This window comes from Hydrogenophaga sp. (genome assembly GCF_011390835.1).
GTDB lineage: Bacteria > Pseudomonadota > Gammaproteobacteria > Burkholderiales > Burkholderiaceae_C > Hydrogenophaga.
Genome location: NZ_JAABRQ010000009.1, coordinates 90,464 through 106,460, shown reverse-complemented (window position 1 = coordinate 106,460; position 15,997 = coordinate 90,464). Strand labels below are relative to the sequence as shown.

Annotated in this window: 20 protein-coding genes; 15 read left to right on the top strand and 5 right to left on the bottom strand. The window is 63.8% G+C overall.

The features are described 5' to 3' along the window. Nucleotides 1-19: 19 nt before the first annotated feature. The 13 genes from GPT34_RS07540 to GPT34_RS07480 all read left to right on the top strand — a co-directional run bounded on the left by GPT34_RS07540 (nt 20) and on the right by GPT34_RS07480 (nt 9,268). Nucleotides 20-388 carry an HPF/RaiA family ribosome-associated protein gene (locus GPT34_RS07540; RefSeq protein ID WP_291010700.1) on the top strand — a complete coding sequence of 123 codons (369 nt, stop codon included), beginning with the start codon at nt 20-22 and terminating at the stop codon, nt 386-388. After that, nucleotides 385-1,344 (top strand): F0F1 ATP synthase subunit gamma, encoded by a 960-nt coding sequence (locus tag GPT34_RS07535; protein ID WP_291010699.1) that lies wholly within the window; start codon nt 385-387, stop codon nt 1,342-1,344. The genes GPT34_RS07540 and GPT34_RS07535 overlap by 4 nt, the downstream gene beginning before the upstream one ends. 223 nt (nt 1,345-1,567) lie before the next feature. Further along, the gene (locus tag GPT34_RS07530) at nt 1,568-3,019 is read left to right on the top strand and encodes a YfcC family protein (protein WP_291010698.1); all 1,452 of its coding nucleotides are present in this window, start codon (nt 1,568-1,570) and stop codon (nt 3,017-3,019) included. Next, nucleotides 3,016-4,272: an arginine deiminase gene (gene arcA, locus GPT34_RS07525; protein WP_291010697.1), complete on the top strand. Its 1,257-nt coding sequence runs from the start codon at nt 3,016-3,018 to the stop codon at nt 4,270-4,272. Before GPT34_RS07530 ends, arcA begins: the two co-directional genes overlap by 4 nt. Nucleotides 4,273-4,303: 31 nt before the next feature. Beyond that, nucleotides 4,304-5,305 (top strand): ornithine carbamoyltransferase, encoded by a 1,002-nt coding sequence (gene argF, locus GPT34_RS07520; protein WP_291010696.1) that lies wholly within the window; start codon nt 4,304-4,306, stop codon nt 5,303-5,305. A 1-nt stretch (nt 5,306) separates the two neighbouring features. Next, nucleotides 5,307-6,218, top strand: coding sequence for a carbamate kinase (gene arcC, locus GPT34_RS07515; RefSeq protein WP_291010695.1), 912 nt, complete (start codon nt 5,307-5,309; stop codon nt 6,216-6,218). A 191-nt stretch (nt 6,219-6,409) separates the two neighbouring features. Continuing rightward, a complete protein-coding gene (locus tag GPT34_RS07510; protein WP_291010694.1) occupies nt 6,410-6,727 on the top strand; it encodes a BON domain-containing protein in 318 nt (105 codons plus the stop codon). A 47-nt stretch (nt 6,728-6,774) separates the two neighbouring features. Continuing rightward, nucleotides 6,775-7,011 (top strand): glycine zipper 2TM domain-containing protein, encoded by a 237-nt coding sequence (locus tag GPT34_RS07505; RefSeq protein WP_291010692.1) that lies wholly within the window; start codon nt 6,775-6,777, stop codon nt 7,009-7,011. 41 nt (nt 7,012-7,052) lie between these two features. Then, nucleotides 7,053-7,442, top strand: coding sequence for a hypothetical protein (locus GPT34_RS07500; protein ID WP_291010690.1), 390 nt, complete (start codon nt 7,053-7,055; stop codon nt 7,440-7,442). A 16-nt stretch (nt 7,443-7,458) separates the two neighbouring features. Beyond that, on the top strand, nt 7,459-7,842 hold the full coding sequence (locus GPT34_RS07495; RefSeq protein WP_291010688.1) for a hypothetical protein: 384 nt from the start codon (nt 7,459-7,461) through the stop codon (nt 7,840-7,842). Beyond that, complete coding sequence (locus GPT34_RS07490) at nt 7,839-8,255, top strand: hypothetical protein (protein ID WP_291010687.1); 417 nt, start codon at nt 7,839-7,841, stop codon at nt 8,253-8,255. The genes GPT34_RS07495 and GPT34_RS07490 overlap by 4 nt, the downstream gene beginning before the upstream one ends. A 15-nt stretch (nt 8,256-8,270) precedes the next feature. Next, a complete protein-coding gene (locus GPT34_RS07485) occupies nt 8,271-8,420 on the top strand; it encodes a lmo0937 family membrane protein (protein WP_291010686.1) in 150 nt (49 codons plus the stop codon). A 203-nt stretch (nt 8,421-8,623) separates the two neighbouring features. Then, nucleotides 8,624-9,268 carry a hypothetical protein gene (locus GPT34_RS07480; protein WP_291010684.1) on the top strand — a complete coding sequence of 215 codons (645 nt, stop codon included), beginning with the start codon at nt 8,624-8,626 and terminating at the stop codon, nt 9,266-9,268. Between the two features lie 237 nt (nt 9,269-9,505). On the opposite strand, the gene GPT34_RS07475 is transcribed toward GPT34_RS07480, so the two are convergent. The 3 genes from GPT34_RS07475 to GPT34_RS07465 form a co-directional block, all read right to left on the bottom strand. Then, nucleotides 9,506-10,117 (bottom strand): glycine zipper 2TM domain-containing protein, encoded by a 612-nt coding sequence (locus tag GPT34_RS07475; RefSeq protein ID WP_291010683.1) that lies wholly within the window; start codon nt 10,115-10,117, stop codon nt 9,506-9,508. A gap of 701 nt (nt 10,118-10,818) precedes the next feature. Then, nucleotides 10,819-11,619, bottom strand: coding sequence for a DUF1269 domain-containing protein (locus tag GPT34_RS07470; protein ID WP_291010682.1), 801 nt, complete (start codon nt 11,617-11,619; stop codon nt 10,819-10,821). Nucleotides 11,620-11,670: 51 nt separating this feature from the next. Next, complete coding sequence (locus GPT34_RS07465) at nt 11,671-12,357, bottom strand: PRC-barrel domain-containing protein (protein WP_291010680.1); 687 nt, start codon at nt 12,355-12,357, stop codon at nt 11,671-11,673. A 456-nt stretch (nt 12,358-12,813) separates the two neighbouring features. On the opposite strand from GPT34_RS07465, the gene GPT34_RS07460 reads away from it, so the two are divergent. Next, entirely contained in the window at nt 12,814-13,608 is a 795-nt protein-coding gene (locus GPT34_RS07460; RefSeq protein ID WP_291010679.1) for a Crp/Fnr family transcriptional regulator, read from the top strand. A gap of 61 nt (nt 13,609-13,669) precedes the next feature. Here the strand turns inward: GPT34_RS07460 and GPT34_RS07455 are convergent, their stop codons facing one another. Together GPT34_RS07455 and GPT34_RS07450 are read right to left on the bottom strand one after the other, a co-directional pair. Further along, nucleotides 13,670-14,128, bottom strand: a complete 459-nt coding sequence (locus tag GPT34_RS07455; protein ID WP_291010678.1) for a hypothetical protein — start codon at nt 14,126-14,128, stop codon at nt 13,670-13,672. A gap of 185 nt (nt 14,129-14,313) precedes the next feature. Continuing rightward, nucleotides 14,314-15,582 (bottom strand): MFS transporter, encoded by a 1,269-nt coding sequence (locus tag GPT34_RS07450; protein WP_291010677.1) that lies wholly within the window; start codon nt 15,580-15,582, stop codon nt 14,314-14,316. 182 nt (nt 15,583-15,764) lie between these two features. Here GPT34_RS07450 and GPT34_RS07445 point away from each other — a divergent pair, with 182 nt between their 5' ends. Continuing rightward, on the top strand, nt 15,765-15,995 hold the full coding sequence (locus tag GPT34_RS07445) for a DUF2892 domain-containing protein (protein ID WP_363356556.1): 231 nt from the start codon (nt 15,765-15,767) through the stop codon (nt 15,993-15,995). Nucleotides 15,996-15,997: the final 2 nt, after the last annotated feature.

Sequence of the window (15,997 nt, the reverse complement as noted above, 5' to 3'; positions counted from 1 at the left end):
ATCCCCAAGGAGAAACACGATGAAGATCCAACTTAATACCGATGTCCACACTGACGGCACCGAGGCCTTGGCCGCTCAGGTGAGCGCCACGGTCGAGCAGGCGCTGGCGCGCTTCGACGAATACGTCACGCGTGTGGAAGTTCATCTGAGCGACGCGAGCGGCAGCAAGAGTGGGCAGCGCGACCACCGCTGCATGTTGGAGGCCCGTCTGAAAGATCGGCAGCCGGTGGCAGTGACCGACCAGGCCGCTTCGCTGGATCAGGCGGTGCACGGCGCGGCGCAGAAGCTGGCGCACCTGCTGAACAGCACGCTCGGGCGGTTGCACGAGCATCGCGAAAGAACGTCCGGTCTGCCCTTGTCTGGAACGGAACCCCCTCAGAGCGAATGACCACCACGACCACCGCCTTGCGCCGCCAGATCGGAAGCGCGAGGGATCTCAAGTCCGTGGTGAGCACCATGAAAGCCTCCGCTGCGTCGGCCATCGGGCAGTACGAGCGATCGGTGGCCGCACTCGCCGACTACGCACGCACGGTCGAACTCGGCTTGAGCGTGTGCCTGCGCACGGTCAATGCCAGCGGGTCGGCCACGCAAGCCCCCTCGAGGTCCGCCGATGACCGCGCGGTGCACGCGGTTGTCTTCGGCTCCGATCAGGGCCTGGTGGGCCGGTTCAACGAGGCGGTGGTCGAGCACGCGGTGGCGCATCTGGCGTCAATGCCGGGCGGGGCGCAGGCCCATGCGCAGACGAACACGCCAACGAATGCGCGCATCTGGGCGGTCGGCGAGCGGGTGCAGGCGCGCTTGCTCGACGCCGGCCTGCCGCCTGTGGGTTCTTTTCCAGTGCCGGGGTCGGTGCAGCTGATCACGGGACTCGTCGGGCAGATTCTGCTGAGGGTCCAGATGGCAGACAGCGAAACGGTGAGCGAACCCGCGGGCGGAACCCTCATGCTTTTCTACAACCGGCCAACCGATGTTGGCCACGAGCCGGTTAGCCAGCGGTTGTTGCCGCTGGACGAAAGCTGGCAGCGCGGTCTGGCGCGCCAGCCCTGGCCCACGACACAGCTGCCCGAGGTGCTGGGCGTGGGCCGTCAGGCGCTGCGGGCCTTCATCCGTGAGCACCTGTTTGTCTCGCTGTTTCGCGCCTGCGCCGAATCCCTGGCGAGCGAAAACGCGAGCCGCCTGGCCGCCATGCAGCGCGCCGATCGCAACATCGGCGAGCTGCTCACAGAGCTGAACGCCGAGTTCCACCGCCTGCGCCAGAGCGGCATCGACGAAGAACTGTTCGACGTCATTGCCGGCTTCGACGCCCTGACGCCCCAATCGTTACCCCAATCGTCGCCCCAGTAGCGAGCTTGGTTCGGTGGCGCACAGACGAAAGGCCGTCACGGGAGCACATTGCGTCATCGCCTACCTCCCGGATTTGTCAGGCTTCGGTCACCAAGTCCAGGGCTTGGCAAGCTTGATCTGGGTCAATGTCACGGCTGAGCAGCGGCCCAAGATGAAATGAGTTGCCAATGGCGATCTGTGTTCACGAAAACGCCCTTTGGCAGCCCAACCAGGAGACAACACCATGAGCCAAAAGCCCATCTCGGCCGGCGAAGCGCCGGCACCTGAACCGGTCAAGGACCGATTCCCCACCGCCTACACCATCCTGTTCGCGCTCATCGCCGTCATGGCCGCGCTCACCTGGGTGCTGCCTGCAGGTCAGTACGAGCGCGCGGCCAACGAGGCGCTGGGCAAGGATGCCCCGGTGCCCGGCACCTACCAGGTGGTGGAGGCCGCGCACCAGGGCGTGTTCGACGTGCTGATGGCTCCCATCACCGGCTTCTACAACCAGAGCACCGGTATGGCTAACGCCATCGATGTCTCGCTGTTCGTGCTCATCATCGGCGGCTTCCTTGGGGTGGTCACCGCCACCGGCTCCATCAACACCGGCATTGCGCGCGTGATGGTGCGCATGAAAGGGCGAGAAAAGTGGATGATCCCGGTGCTCATGCTGCTGTTTGCCGCGGGCGGCACCACCTACGGCATGGCCGAGGAAACGCTGGCGTTTTACGTGCTGCTGATACCGCTGATGATCGCGGTGGGCTACGACGCGCTGACCGGTGTGGCGGTGATCATGGTGGGCGCCGGTGTGGGCGTGCTCGGCTCCACCATCAACCCGTTTTCCACCGCCATTGCGTCCAACGCGGCCGGCATTCCGTTCACCGAGGGCATGGTGTTGCGCCTCATCATCCTGGCGCTGGGCTGGCTGATCTGCGTCGCTTACGTGATGCGCTACGCCGAGCGGGTGCGCAAAGACCCGAGCAAGTCGCTGGTGGCCGAGCTCAAAGCCTCCAACGAGGCGCACTTTCTGCGCGACCAGGAAAGCCACCAGGAGGCCGTGCTCAGTGGCAAACAAAAAATCATTCTGGTGTTGTTCGGCGCCACCTTTGTCGCGATGGTGTGGGGTGTGGCCACGCAGGGCTGGTGGATGGCGGAGATGTCGGCCTTGTTTCTGGCTTCTGCCATCGTGATCGGTGTGGTGGCCTGGATGGGCGAGAAACCCTTCACCAGTGCCTTCGTCGATGGCGCGCGCGATCTGCTGGGCGTGGCGCTGGTGATCGGCCTGGCGCGCGGCATCGTGGTCATCATGGACCAGGGCAGGATCACCGACACCATCCTGCACAGCTTCGAAGGCTGGATCACCGGCATGCCAGCCGTGGCCTATGTGAATGCGCTGTTTGTCACCGAGGGTCTGATGAGCCTGCTGGTGCCCTCGACCTCGGGCCTGGCGGTGCTCAGCATGCCGATCCTTGCGCCGCTGTCCGACTTTGCCGGTGTGCCGCGCCACCTCGCGGTGACCGCGTTCCAGACCTCGATCGGCATCACCAACCTGGTCACGCCCACCTACGCGGTGGTGGTGGGGGGGCTGGCGATCGGCCGGGTGCCGTACCAGCGCTGGGTGCGTTTCATATGGCCCCTGATGCTGATGCTGGCGCTGCTCAGCATGGCCTCGTTGAGTGCGGCGGTGCTGCTGTGAACGCGCCGACCAAGCCGGTGGCCAGCCCCAAGCAACTGGGCGCTTATTCCGAGGTGGGCAAGCTGCGGAGGGTGCTGGTGTCTGCGCCAGGTCTGGCGCACGAGCGCCTCACACCCGCCAACTGCGACGCCTTGTTGTTCGATGACGTGTTCTGGGTCCAGCAGGCGCGCACCGACCATTTCGACTTTGTCTCCAAGATGGAGGACCGCGGTGTCGAAGTCCTGGAAATGGGCCAACTGCTCGGCGAGACCCTGGCCATCCCGGCGGCGCGCGACTGGGTGCTGGACCGCAAGCTCACGCCCGATGTCGTGGGCGTGGGCATGCTCGACGAGCTGCGGGGCTGGATGCAGGCGCTGCCGCCTGAAGAGCTGTCCCAGTTTCTCATTGGTGGCGTGGCAGTGCACGACCTGCCGTTCAAGGCCGGTGGCATGTTCGGTCCTTACCTGGGCGCAGACGGCTTCGTGCTTCCACCCTTGCCCAACATGCTGTTCACCCGCGACACCAGCGCCTGGATCTTTGGCGGCGTCACCCTCAACCCCATGCACTGGCCCGCTCGTCGGCAGGAAACCCTGCTCACCGCAGCGGTCTATCGCCACCACCCCACTTTTGCGCAGGCCGACTTCACCGTCTGGTGGGGCGACCCCGATGTGAACCACGGGCCCGCCACGCTGGAGGGCGGCGACATCATGCCCATCGGCCAGGGAGTGGTGCTGGTTGGCATGGGCGAGCGCAGCACGCCGCAGGCGGTGGGTCAGCTGGCTCAGGCGCTGTTCAAGGCGGGGGCTGCCACACGCGTGGTGGCCTGCCAGATGCCTAAGTCGCGCTCAGCCATGCACCTGGACACCGTCTTCTCGTTCTGCGACCGTGACACCGTGACCAGCTTCGTGGAGGTCGCGGCGCAGATCGTCTGCTACAGCCTGTATCCGACGGACAAGGGCGGCGTCGAGTACCGCCGCGAGGAGAAGCCGCTGTTCGACGTGGTCGCGAATTGTCTCGGCCTGAAGAGGCTGCGCGTCATCCCCACCGGGGGTGACAGCTACGAGCAGGCGCGCGAGCAGTGGGACGACGGCAACAACGTGATTGCGCTGGAGCCTGGCGTGGTGGTCGGCTACGACCGCAACACCCACACCAACACCCAGCTGCGCAAGGCCGGCATCGAGGTCATCACCATTCGCGGCAGCGAGCTGGGTCGTGGACGGGGCGGTGGCCATTGCATGACCTGCCCGCTCTGGCGCGAAGCCTTGGCGACCTGATTTCCCCCATACAACGAACCAGGAAAAATGGATGAGTTTCAATCTAAAAAACCGCAGCCTGCTGACCCTGCGCGACTACTCGGCGGCTGAAATCAGCTTCCTGCTCAAGCTCGCCGCCGACCTCAAGACCGCCAAGTACGCTGGCACCGAACAGCGCACGCTACAAGGCAAGGAAATCGCGCTGATCTTTGAAAAGGATTCCACGCGCACCCGCGTCGGCTTCGAGGTCGCGGCGCACGACCAGGGCGCCACCGTGACCTACCTCGGCCCGTCCGGCAGCCACATCGGCCACAAAGAGTCGATCAAGGACACGGCGCGGGTGCTGGGCCGTGTGTACGACGCCATCGAGTACCGCGGCTTTGGTCAGAACGTGGTGGACACGCTGGCCAAGTGGTCGGGCGTGCCGGTCTATAACGGCCTCACCGACCAGTTCCACCCGACCCAGATCCTGGCCGACTTGCTCACCATGCGCGAGCACAGCGAGAAGCCGCTGCGCGAGATCGCGTTCTGTTTTTTGGGCGACGCGGGCAACAACATGGGCGACTCGCTGCTGATTGGTGCTGCCAAGATGGGCATGGACGTGCGCCTATGCGGACCGAAGTCGCTGTGGCCGGTCAAGGCCATCGTCGCCGAGGCCAAGGCGCTCGCCAAAGACAGTGGCGCGCGCATTTTGCTCACCGAAGATGTCGCTGAAGGCGTGAAGGGTTGCGATTTTCTGTACACCGATGTCTGGGTCTCCATGGGCACGCCAGACTCGGTCTGGGCCGAGCGCATCAAGTTGCTGCTGCCTTACCAGGTCAATGCCAAGACGATGAAGAAGACCGGCAACCCGCGCGTGCGTTTCATGCACTGCCTGCCGGCCTTTCACAACACCGAGACCGAGGTCGGCAAGCAGATCGAGAAGGCCCACGGCATCACGGCCATGGAAGTCACTGAAGAGGTGTTTGAGAGCCCGGCTTCCATCGTCTTCGACCAAGCGGAGAACCGCATGCACACCATCAAGGCGGTGCTGGTGGCCACTCTAGGGAATTGAGATGTCACTTGTGGTGGTCGCTCTGGGGGGCAACGCGCTGCTGCGCCGCGGTGAGCCGGTGAGTGCGCAGGCGCAGCGAGACAACATCCGGCTTGCGGCGCGGTCGCTGGCGCAGTTGCTGGTGGATGGTCATCGCTTGGTCGTGACCCACGGCAACGGACCGCAGGTGGGCTTGCTCGCGTTGCAGGGTGAGTCCATGGGCAAGCGGGCCTTTCCGCTCGATGTGCTGGGCGCAGAGACCGACGGCATGATCGGCTATGTGTTGCAGCAGGAGCTGGACAACGCCTACGAGCCAGCAGCGCGGTTCGCCACGTTGCTGACGCAAATCGAGGTGGACCCCCAGGACCCTGCGTTCGCCCAACCGAGCAAACCGGTGGGGTCGGTTTACAGCGAGGCCGACGCCCAACGCCTGGCCAGCGAGCGCGGCTGGAGTGTTGCGCCCGACGGCAAAGACTGGCGCCGCGTGGTGCCTTCGCCCCGGCCATTGCGCATTCTGGAGATCGAGGTGATCCGCATGCTGGTGGAGCAGGGCGTGATCGTGATTTGCGCCGGGGGCGGTGGTATTCCGGTGGCGCAGCGCCCCGACGGCACCCACGTGGGCGTGGAAGCGGTGATCGACAAGGACCACGCCAGTGGCCTGCTCGCTGCCGAGCTGAAAGCCGATGCGTTCCTGATGTTGACCGACGTTGCGGCGGTGTTCACCGGCTGGGGCACGCCGGCGCAGCAGGCACTGGGTGACGTGACGCCGCAGGCGCTGGCTGAAATGGACTTTGTGGCTGGATCAATGGGCCCGAAAGTGCAGGCCGCTTGTGATTTCGTGAACCGCACCGGTGGCATGGCCGGCATCGGCACGCTCGAGGACGCGGCAGACATCCTGGCCCACCGTGCCGGAACGCGGGTAATACCAGCGTGATGTTCCCGAACCAGGCTCACCGCCAGCGGATGCTGGCCAGAAGTAAGGGCAGTTGAGTGCGCCAGCGCACAGACGGGCCGCTCAGCTGGCCTTACTGTCAAACCAATGGCTCGGTGTTTGAACCCACTTTGCCATGCCGTGCAGCCGAATGGTTGCCCAGCCCGTTCCACCCTCGTCACAGAAAGCCTCTCATGAAAAGCACCACCAAACGATTCTCCATCCTCTTGCTCGCCGCTGCCGCGCTCACCAGCGTGGTGGGCTGCGCCTCCACCGCCACCCAGGAAAGCACCGGGCAGTACATGGACGACACCGCCATCACCACGAAGGTGAAGGCTGCCATCTTCAACGACGCGTCGCTGAAATCGGCCGAGATCAATGTCGAGACCTTCAAGGGTGTCGTCCAGCTCAGTGGCTTCGTCAACTCCGCTGCCGACATTCAACGCGCCGTCGCGGTCGTTCAAGGTGTGAGCGGTGTGCGCTCGGTCAAGAACGACATGCGCGTGAAGTGAGCGGCAGCCTGCATTTCCCTTCCCGTTTCCATTTCGAAGGACCTTCCATGAACACACACAAACTCATCATTTCCCGCGGCTTGGCCGTGATCGCCACCACGACCCTGGCCCTCGGCCTGGGTGCCTGCGGCAACATGTCGGCCCAAGACCAGAACACCGCTATCGGCGCTGGCGTTGGCGCTGTGGGCGGCGCCGTGCTGACCGGTGGCAGCACGATCGGTACCGTGGGTGGCGCTGCCGTCGGCGGCCTCATCGGCAACCAGATCGAAACCGACAAGAAGTGAGCGGTAGCGCCACTGTTCCCCAACCCATAGGAAAGAGCACCATGAACGACACCGTCAAGAACCTGGGCGACGACGCCTCCTCGCTGGCCCATGAGGCGGCACTGGGTGCGGAACACGCGATCCGGTCTACGCAGCGGGTAGCTCAACAGGGCATGGACCGCATGACAGCAGGGCTGGGCGATGCCCGTGCACAGACCACCACGGCCCTCAATCAGCTGGCTCACGACACGGAGTCGCTGGCCCACCGAGGCATGGAGGCGGTGCGCAACGGCTCCCACCAGCTGCAGGAGAAGTCGGCGCACATGCGGGACGCCACCACCAGCTACATCCAGCATGAGCCGGTCAAATCGATGCTGATGGCTGCTGCCGTGGGCGCGGCGCTCATGGGTCTGGTGGCACTCTTCAGCCGCCACGGCGGATCAGGTCGCTGAAGCTCGGGCCTGCCCCATGATCCACCCGGTCTTTCGCCTGGCGGCTTCGCAGCCGCTGTTGCTGGCCGAGCACGCCGCTGCGTATGCGGACCTCGTATCCGAGGAGCTGAGCGCGCGCAGCGCGCAGCTGAAAAGAACGCTGGCGTACCAGGTGGCGGGCGTGGCCTGCCTGCTGGTGGCGGCTGTGCTGGTGGGCGTGGCAATTTTGCTGTGGGCATCCTGGCCCATGGTGGAAATTCGTGCGCCGTGGCTGTATGTGCTGACGCCTGCGCTTCCCATGGGACTGGGCCTGGTTTTCCTGTGGATGGCGCAGAACCGCGAGGTCCGCAAACCGTTTGCGAGTCTGCGGCTGCAACTGGCCGAAGACGCTGCGCTGTTGAAAGCGACGGCAAGCCCATGAACAACTCCCCCACCTTTCAGGCGGACACAGATGCGCCAGCGGTGTTGAGTCCGGCCTGTGTGCGTCTCAAAGAAAACCGAGCGCTGGTGACCGACTGGCTGGCGCAGGATCGCGCAGATCTTGCCCACCCACTGCTGGGGCGCTGGGCCATCCACACGGCGCTTCCGGTGATCGAAGGCCTGCTGCGCCACCCCCTCCAGCAACCAGCGGCGGCCCTCGCGCTGGGCGCGCTGGCCCGGACCTGGACACGGCCGCGACCGGCTGGAGAAGTCCAACCCCAGGAATCAGGCGTGCTGGGCAAGGTGGTCACCGCCGTCAAGCATTACCCCAAGACCACCCTGACCGTGGCCGCGCTCGCGGGTGCGGCCTGGTGGTGGAGCCGCTCACGGCCTCAGGCTTCATCCTTCAACTGAACTCAAGGAATCCTCATGCTCTACACCATTGCCGTTGTCTTGCTCATCCTCTGGCTGGTCGGTCTGGTTACCGCCACCACCATGGGTGGTTTCATCCACATCCTGCTGGTCGTCGCCATCGTCATGGTGTTGCTCCGCGTGATCAGCGGTCGCAGTCCGCTCTAGATCTCGATTCACGAGGACCATCCGCCGGGCAGTGATCTCGCTGCACCGGGCACGTCTGATGCTGGGTCGCGCAGTGCTTGCAGATCCACCATTGCTTCTCGGGGCAGAGAGGAACTCAGCCGGCAGGCGATCTGCCCACAGCGCTGCCATTTCCCGGTGCACTGTGCGCGAGCGAACAGACGCCAGCTGCTCAGACGGGCACCATGCTTGCATCTCCTGACCATGCCCGTGGGTTGTTCCTGTCCGTGCCCGGTTCTGCCGCAGGTAACAGCATGCTGGCCGGACTCTCATGGCGCATAGGTGGGGAGATTTGTTTTGATTTTTTACAGATGGAGAATGGTATGAAAAACACTTTGATTTCGACAGCCCTGGCCGTTGCTGTTGGCCTGACGTTTGGCTCTGTGGCTCTGGCCGCAGGACCAGGCAACGCAGGGGGTTCAGGGGCCGCTTCGGGCGGCGCGAGCGGCGCAGGGGCTGAGAGTGGCGCCATGGTCCAGAGCAAGGAGGGCGTTCAAGCAAAGGCAAAGGTTCAAGCGCAACTGAAGGTGCAAGACGAGCTGATCACCCGCACCCGGGACCAGCTCCGCATTCAGGATCAGCTGCTCACCCGAACCCGGGATCAGCTGAAAACCCAGGACCGCTTGCTGACCCAGGTTCGGGATCAGTTGAAAGCCCACGATCCATTGCAAACGCAAACGCATGACCAGCTGCAGGATCAGGAGAAGATTCACCTCCAGACCCTGGACCAGTTGAAGGTCCAGGACCAGATGCTGTTGAAGACGCGAGATCTGTTGAAAGATCAGGAGCAAATCGAGCTGAAAACCAAGGATCAGCTGAAGCTCATCTGAGCGCATTCATCAAACTGCGGCACTTTGCCGGTACCGGGCACTTGGCTTGGTACCGGCAAATGCATTGGCATGCATGCAGTGCGTGACCATTGTGGAATAGCCTCTCTTCGAATCCAGGAGCAAATGCACATCTCCAAGGAGGTGACCATGGCACCTACCCAAGAAGAACAGGTCTGGCGCAAGTGCCCACCGCTGTGGGCTGCACATCAGCGCAGCGCTGGTGGCGCAGCCGCCTGCTCAGTTGCGCGGCTCGCCCTCGGCGTTGACCGTGATGGTGCGGCCAGGAGGCGATGTCATCTGCGCGCGGTGCGTGATGCCACGGAACTGGTAGGTCACGTCCCAGTACGCGGGTTCGCTGCTTACCGGCTCGTTTGCGCAGCGCTGCACGTCCTGCGTGGCCACCGGGTTGCCGTAGCGGTCGCGGCCCACGTTGGAACCGATTGCTGCGCCAGCCAGCACACCGCCAACGGTCGCCAGATCCTGGCCCGTGCCGCCTCCGATCTGGTGACCCAGGATGCCGCCGATGACACCCCCAATGATGGCGCCGGGTACATTGCTCACCGGTCGTGGTGGCGGCACCGCTTCGCGCTCGATCCAGCAGCGCTGCTCGGTTTGGCCCATGACGGCATACACCGACAGCACAGCGGCCTCGTAAAGCGGTTCGCTGTTGCGGCGACGGTACTCACGCGGGTACGGGTTGGGGGATGTGTAAACAGGTGCCGACACTTGGGTCGCTGGCTGCTCATACACCGGGTACGGCACAGCACAGCCAGCCAGGCCAATCGCGGCCATAGCCACCAGCAAGGATGTGGATGGCCTGAGGACCAGACGAGTTGCTTGATGGGTCATGGGATGTCTCTGTTTGGAAAAAATGTGACGGTAAGCCGCGGCACGGTCGAGGTCTGTTCGCTGACGCACATTGCACCGAAACCAGGACCCGATCGACCGGCCTGAGCGTTCGACATCGCACAGACTGGTTCGCAGTCTTTCCCCACCATGCCCACATCACGCCGGTTCTCACAGTGCGCGCAGTGTGCGGGAGCACCAGCGTTTGATCAGGCGCATCAAATTGCGAATCAAGAGGTATCAGCGGATGCAATCAGTCAGGCAGACCCGTCGCTCGATCGGTCGCGCGAGCAGCAGTGGCAGCCCGGGATGTAAGACGCATGCTCGCCCGCCAGCACGACGCGCCCGTCCACCGCGCACAGGTTGGTGTGGTGCTCTGCAAGCGTGGTCCCTCGGTCCAGACGCCATAGCAACCGCGCATCCACGGCACGCGGTGCCAGCCAATCGCCACCCCGTTCTGGAACGCTTGCCTGTACTGCGGGTGCAGTTGCGAGCCGAATTCCACCGCCGCGCGAATGCGGTCTTTCGGCGCCATGGCGTTGAATTCGTAGGCGTGGGTGCTCTCGGAGCCACCGCCACCCAAGGTGTCCGTTGTGCGGGCTGGCGATCAACACGACGCAAATGCGCAGCGCTCTCGGCAATGCTGACTGCGGTACCCCTCGCCATTCCGGGCAGGCCGAAGGGTCGAGCAGTCAGCGATGCCATCAAACGGCCAATGCTTCCTTGGTCAAGTGCCAGGCCTGCGACAGTTTGGCGCCACGCGCGTGGTAAGCGATCTTGACGTGTTTCACACGTTCTTCAATCCGCGCCTTCATGTCGCCCTTGGCCTGGGTCAGCTGCACCTTGAGCGCCTCGACCTTGGCATCGGCCTCCTGCTTGAGCGCATCCACACGCTGCTGGCCGCGCTGCACGGCAGCATCCAGGCTGCCCTTGGCCGCCGCGATCTTGGCGTGCAACTTCTCCTTCGCCGCACCGCCGGCATCCGACGCCTCGGACTCAAGTTCCTTGATTTCGGCCTGGAAGGCCGCGATGTCGTGGTCAAACTGGACTTCGGACACTTCGGTGCGCGAGCGCCGCAAAAGCCGGCCACCCGCAGCTTCCAATGCGGTATCAACAGGAATGACCCACTCCTCTTCAATTTCAGCCAGCAACGCCACCTTACCCGGCAGCAAAAGCGTCTCGGCTTCTTCGATGAAATCCAAGCCCACGCCTGCCACCCAGAAGTCGCGCATGGCACCCACCACTGTGCCCGTCATGGCACCAACCGCCAGGCCCATCGGCCCACCCAGCAAGCCGATCAGGCTGCCCACCGCCAGCCCCACGCCCGTGCCAATGGGCCCTGAGTCGGCAGACTGCTTCAGGCTGACTTTGCCATTCGCATCCTTGGCTATCACACCGGTTGCGTAGACGGTGATCTCACCCTGGGCGTGCAATTTGTGCAGGGCCTGAAGTCCGGTATTGGCAGCCGTTTCGTTGTCGAAGACGGCGATCAAAAGCTTGTTCATAAGAAATCCTGTTCTGTGTTTTGGGGCGTGTGGGGTGAGGTCATCTCACCCTCAGTCGGTGGCTGAATCGATCGACTTGCGCACACGTTCGGTGGCAGCACCCACGCTGGCTTCGAATTCTTTCCAGCGCACGGCCGTCGCCTTTTTCATCTCGGCCAGCTTGGATTCAGCCGCCTTCACATCGCCCTGAAGGGTTGTGATCTGCTGGTCGATCTTGGCCTTGGCATCGGTGGCAGCCGAGCTTCCCTTCTTCTCCAGCTCAGCCACCTTGGCTTTGCCTGCCTTGATATCCGCTTCAGCGTTCGCCACGAACCGGTCGCGCTCAGCAGTGTCCGAGGCGTAGGTGAACTGCGGCATCGCTTTGATCATGTCTTTGGTGGCACCGGCCATCACCAGCTTGCCCGCTTCGTTCTTGATTTGCGTCACGGGAATGGCCACATCGTGGCGACCGATCCCGATGAAGCCACCCGCACCCACGATGACGAACGACACGTCGCGCTCAGGCGAGATGATCAGGTCGTCCACCTTGCCGACCTTCTCGCCCGCATCGTTGTAGATGGTCTTGCCCAGCAGCGTCTTCTTGACGCTCCAGCCCATGGCGAGTTGGGTCATTGCCGTCACGGTCACGTTCTCAATGGTGGTGCCGCCTGCCACCTGCGCCCAGGCAGGGCTCGCGCCACCAAGCGCTGCGGCAAGGGCCAGCGTGGTCAGGGGAATTTGAAAGGCTGTTTTTTTCATGGTTGAAAGTTCTCCCAAAGGGAAGCCGTCGGGTCGTCGAAGGCAGACGGGAGCCCTGATGGACTCCTTTGGTGGTTGTAGGCTTTTGGAGGAGCGGGGACTGTTCGCCAGCGCACGCAGTGCGTGTTGAACATGGGCGGCGCGCAGGCTTCGTTTGAGCTGGCCGGTCTGTGCCTGTGCGACCGCCAATCGACGCCACTAAACCCTGCCTAAGGCGCTGGCGCAGCCTCGCTCTGAAGGCCCACGACGACTGGCACGCATTCAGCGTTGGTGCGTAACAAATGATTACGTCACGTCACGCTGCTGCTTGATATTTGTCATCCACTGACAACACACGCTGGGTAGCATGGCTTGGTGCCCTACCGAACAGACCGCCACCCTTGGGTGGTGGTGCGCGCTGCAATTCGTCGGCGATCGAGCTAGAAGGCCCCTTTTTTGTGAACCAGCGAGGATGCGATGACCCATGCCCATGCCCTTTCACACACCAGGCGGTCGGCCGGTAGGCGCCCTGAGTTCACGCTGCACAACGGCGGCAAGGCTGTCGCTGGCGCTCGGCGCAACCACCTGCTGGCCTGCCTGCCTGAGCCAGTCTGGCAACGCTGGAAGCCGCTGCTGGAAGCGGTTGACCTGCCGCTGGGGCAGGTGCTGTGCGAGCCTGGCGAACGGCTGACCCATGTGTTGTTCCCGGCCACCGCGATCGTGTCGTTGATGTACCTGACCGAAAACGGCAGCACGGCCGAGATCGCGGTGATTGGCGACGAAGGCATGGTGGGCACCTGGCTGACGATGGGTGGAGACTGCACGCCGTCGCGGCATGTCGTGTGCAGCGCTGGGCGCGGTTTCCGCCTGAGCACCAGCGTGCTGCTGGAGGAGTTCAACCGGTCGACAGCGGTGATGCATCTGGTGCTTCGCTACACCCAGGCATTGCTCACCCAGATCTCCCAAATGGCCGTCTGCAACCGCCACCACTCGCTCGAAGAACGGCTCTGCCAATGGCTGCTGCTGCGCCTGGACCGCCTGGAATCAAGCCACATCACGGTCACGCAAGAACTGATTGCCAGCATGCTGGGCGTGCGCCGCGAAGGCGTGACGCAAGCCGCAGGTCATTTGCAGAAAGCCGGTCTCATCACTTACCACCGTGGCCACATCGAGGTACTGGATCGTAAGGGCCTGGAAGCGCGCAGCTGCGAGTGCTACCGCGTCGTGAAGAACGAGTACGACCGGCTGCTGCCAGCACAGACTGCCACCTGATGCCAACGGTTCCGCTTCGCGCCGACATCGTTGTCGGGCTAGGCTTTGGCAAGCTCACGGCTCATGCGTGCGCCGCCATCGCCTGAACCTGAGGCAGGACAAAGGAGGTCGCGCCTTCAGCAGACGACAAGGCTTGGGCAGCCTTCAAGACAGCAGCGCTCTCACTTGCCAGGCAGTCAACCGGCTGGTGGCCATTCAGTTGTGCACTGGGCGTGGCGAACCAGGTGGCCACCGTCCAGCCTGACCACAGGGGTGGCAACTCGGCCCTCACGGTCTGCGCGGTTGCCGCCAGCGACAGATCGGCCATGTTGAACTGGAACATCGGTATCCAGAAGCTGCCGCGCCATTCGAAGCCAAACACCTGGCCCGTGTGCACCAGCTTGGCCAGGCTGACCACCTCGCCCACTTGGTGGTCCGCCAGCAAGCGGGCAAGGATATCGCCGGGTGCCGTGCCACCGCTGGTGCAGAAGGCCTCCAGCAGGGCGATGAATCCGGTGCCGTTGGGGGTGATGTTGGTCATGGCTGGGTCCAGGTGGTGGGCGAAGAGGTGCAGAGACCCCGATCCCCGCGTTGATCGCGCAGACGGTGGGTCACATTAGCCGCGAGAAGCACCTCGGACCGTGCGCCAGCGCACCCAAGTGTGAAGACGCTGGTGGACGAGATGAAGGTCAAGCTTGGCCAGTTCGGCTTCAGCGTTTCCTCAGCTCAGGTCGGCCGGTGGGCACGCGGCTGATGATCGGGATGGCGGTACTCGGGCAAGAACAGCAACAGCAAGGCGGCCAGCCCCGCACACAGGGGCACCACCATCAGCGCCCTGCGGATATCGCCGCCGCTCAAATCTGCCAGATAGCCCACCAGCGGCTGGAAGATCATCGCGCCGGCAATCCCGATCGTGTTGGTGAACGCGACCACGGTGCCAGTCAACCCGCTCGCCTGGCCCTCTTTGGCCATGGCGAAAGTCAGCATCTGGGAGCCACCAAAAAACCCGGCGGCAAGAAGCAGGCCCGCTTCCAGCCAGAGGGGTCCGGGCAGATAGAGCGCGCCAGCGTAGGCCAGCGCCGTGAACAGCGCGCCGGCGAACAGCAACCACTTGCGATGGCCGAGCCGGTCCGAGAGCCAGCCTGCAAACACGCTGCCCGCCGCGATGCCCCAGAAAATCAGCGACACCAATGCCTCGGCCGTGACCGCCGAGACATGGCGGCTGCTGATCAGCTCGGTGGTTCCCCACAGGCCGCCATAGACATTGACCGGCACGTAGTAAAGCATGCCGATGAGCGCAATCACCCAGGTACGGCGGCTGCCGATCACCGCGCGCAGGCTCTGCCTGAAATGCGTGGCTACCGGACTGATCGCACCGGTAGCCGGGGATGGTGGGTCGTGCAGGAAGAACAGCGCCAGCAGAAAAAGCACCATGCCAGCCCCAGCGGTGGCAACAAACACGGGGCGCCATCCCGCACTGGCGATCAGGTTTGACAGCACCACGCCACCGATGGCGGCACCCAGCATGCCCACCGCGTTGACGGTGCTGGACAGCAGCGCAAAACGCTCTGGTGCAAACCAGTGGTTGACCAGCCACAGCGCGGCAACGAACGCGAACGAGGCGCCAAAACCGGTCAGCATCCGCCCCAACGCGGCGAGCATCGCGTTGCCGGTGGCCGCGAAAAGCAGCACGCCGGCCGCACAGCAGAAGATTCCGAGCAGCACATAGCGCCGGGCGCCGTAACGGTCCATCAACAGCCCGGCCAGGATCTGCATCGGCGCATAGACCCAGAAAAACAGGCTGGACACGGTGCCAAAGCGCGCATCCGACAGCCGATAAAACTGCTTGATCGAGCCAGCCGCCAGGCTGGGCTCGACCCGTGTCACGAACTCGTACAGAAAAAACACCGATGCGATGGCAAAGGCAACCCATGCGGCCTTCGGTGGCTGTCCACGCCTTGGGTGGTCGCGCCAGCCCGCCGCGTTGATTTTCACGCGGTATCGACTGGCTGCTGCATCGGCTCAGTGTTTTGCTTCTGCGAAGAGAGCTTGGGCATGGGCAAATCCTTTTCACACGCACAGGCGGTGCAACTGCATTGCGCCACAGGGGGGCGAACCGCGTCGGTATTGCACCGCACAGACGGCGGGCGCTCAGGGCCACACAGTGGATCCTCAGATTGTTTGAAAAACTGGAGCTGGTGATGAAAAAGAATGTGGGTTCGGTGGACAGCGCCACGCGCGTCGTCACGGGGGTGGTGCTGATCGGCGCCAGCCTGTTGAGGTTCATTGGTGCGTGGGGTTGGTTGGGCTTGATTCCCTTGGCCACCGGCGTGTCTCGGGTCTGCCCTGCCTACCTCCTGTCCGGCTTCAGCACCCGCGCCACAAAGCCCGGCCAGACGCCGCCCTGAGC

Excerpts from the sequence above, each read along its gene's own strand:
- GPT34_RS07490 (WP_291010687.1), top strand. The coding sequence starts at position 7,839 with ATGAACAACTCCCCCACCTTTCAGGCGGACACAGATGCGCCAGCGGTG.
- GPT34_RS07505 (WP_291010692.1), top strand. The coding sequence starts at position 6,775 with ATGAACACACACAAACTCATCATTTCCCGCGGCTTGGCCGTGATCGCC.
- GPT34_RS07495 (WP_291010688.1), top strand. The coding sequence starts at position 7,459 with ATGATCCACCCGGTCTTTCGCCTGGCGGCTTCGCAGCCGCTGTTGCTG.
- argF (WP_291010696.1), top strand. The coding sequence starts at position 4,304 with ATGAGTTTCAATCTAAAAAACCGCAGCCTGCTGACCCTGCGCGACTAC.
- GPT34_RS07540 (WP_291010700.1), top strand. The coding sequence starts at position 20 with ATGAAGATCCAACTTAATACCGATGTCCACACTGACGGCACCGAGGCC.
- GPT34_RS07465 (WP_291010680.1), bottom strand. The coding sequence starts at position 12,357 with ATGAAAAAAACAGCCTTTCAAATTCCCCTGACCACGCTGGCCCTTGCC.
- GPT34_RS07460 (WP_291010679.1), top strand. The coding sequence starts at position 12,814 with ATGACCCATGCCCATGCCCTTTCACACACCAGGCGGTCGGCCGGTAGG.
- GPT34_RS07480 (WP_291010684.1), top strand. The coding sequence starts at position 8,624 with ATGCTTGCATCTCCTGACCATGCCCGTGGGTTGTTCCTGTCCGTGCCC.
- arcC (WP_291010695.1), top strand. The coding sequence starts at position 5,307 with ATGTCACTTGTGGTGGTCGCTCTGGGGGGCAACGCGCTGCTGCGCCGC.
- GPT34_RS07510 (WP_291010694.1), top strand. The coding sequence starts at position 6,410 with ATGAAAAGCACCACCAAACGATTCTCCATCCTCTTGCTCGCCGCTGCC.
- GPT34_RS07470 (WP_291010682.1), bottom strand. The coding sequence starts at position 11,619 with ATGAACAAGCTTTTGATCGCCGTCTTCGACAACGAAACGGCTGCCAAT.
- GPT34_RS07475 (WP_291010683.1), bottom strand. The coding sequence starts at position 10,117 with ATGACCCATCAAGCAACTCGTCTGGTCCTCAGGCCATCCACATCCTTG.
- GPT34_RS07535 (WP_291010699.1), top strand. The coding sequence starts at position 385 with ATGACCACCACGACCACCGCCTTGCGCCGCCAGATCGGAAGCGCGAGG.
- GPT34_RS07500 (WP_291010690.1), top strand. The coding sequence starts at position 7,053 with ATGAACGACACCGTCAAGAACCTGGGCGACGACGCCTCCTCGCTGGCC.
- GPT34_RS07530 (WP_291010698.1), top strand. The coding sequence starts at position 1,568 with ATGAGCCAAAAGCCCATCTCGGCCGGCGAAGCGCCGGCACCTGAACCG.
- GPT34_RS07455 (WP_291010678.1), bottom strand. The coding sequence starts at position 14,128 with ATGACCAACATCACCCCCAACGGCACCGGATTCATCGCCCTGCTGGAG.
- GPT34_RS07485 (WP_291010686.1), top strand. The coding sequence starts at position 8,271 with ATGCTCTACACCATTGCCGTTGTCTTGCTCATCCTCTGGCTGGTCGGT.